Origin of the sequence: Mesorhizobium sp. M1C.F.Ca.ET.210.01.1.1 (assembly GCF_004791585.1) — a bacterium.
Taxonomy (GTDB): Bacteria; Pseudomonadota; Alphaproteobacteria; order Rhizobiales; family Rhizobiaceae; genus Mesorhizobium.
Genome location: NZ_SRUU01000098.1, coordinates 1 through 721, shown reverse-complemented (window position 1 = coordinate 721; position 721 = coordinate 1). Strand labels below are relative to the sequence as shown.

Below are 721 nucleotides of genomic sequence, written 5' to 3'. Positions count from 1 at the left end.
CGGCCGTTCTGCTGCGGGTTGCCGGGCCTGATGCGCTCGATAGCAATTCCGAGCCTCAACCACCAAACCGACAGCTTGGACAGGTTGTAGAGTCCATTGGGCGAGGCGAAGGGAAGCCCATTGTCAGAGCGCATGCCGAGCGGCAATCCCCGCTCCTTGAACAACCGCACGAAAGCCTCGATGACCGGGGCTTCCTTCGTCGATTCAAGGGCTTCGCAGGCCAGGACATAGCGTGAGGCCTGATCGGTGACCGTGAGCGGGTAACAGTAGCGGCCGTCGCCGAGCCTGAACTCGCCTTTGAAGTCCGTGCACCAAAGGTCGTTGGGTGCCACCGCCTGCGACAGAGGCGTGCCCTCGGCCTTGTTCGCCCGCTTCCTTGTGCGGCACTGGCTCACAAGGCCGTGGCGGTCGAGCACCGCATGCACCGTACTTTTGGCTGGGATGCGCACGTCGCCGGCAAGCTTTCTGACCAGCAGCTCGCGTACCTTGCGGGCGCCCCAATGCGGCTTCTCGCGCTTGGTCTGCACGATCAGCCGCTCGATCTGCTCGGGCAACTGGTTGGCATATCTGACCGGCCGCCGCGAGCGGTCGCAAAGCGCCTCCAGCCCTTCATCCTGGTAGCGGTTGAAGATCTTGTAGCCGGTCTTGCGCGAGATGCCGAATGCTCGGCACACCTCGCTCATCCCTTCTCCCTCGAGAAGACGGGCCACGAAACGAAGAC

At 63.2% G+C, this 721-nt stretch carries 1 protein-coding gene; it reads right to left on the bottom strand.

What is annotated here, in order from left to right; all coding sequences use genetic code 11:
- Positions 1-721 (bottom strand): helix-turn-helix domain-containing protein (locus EN853_RS33080; RefSeq protein ID WP_135856045.1); only part of this gene is annotated, 721 nt, incomplete at both ends.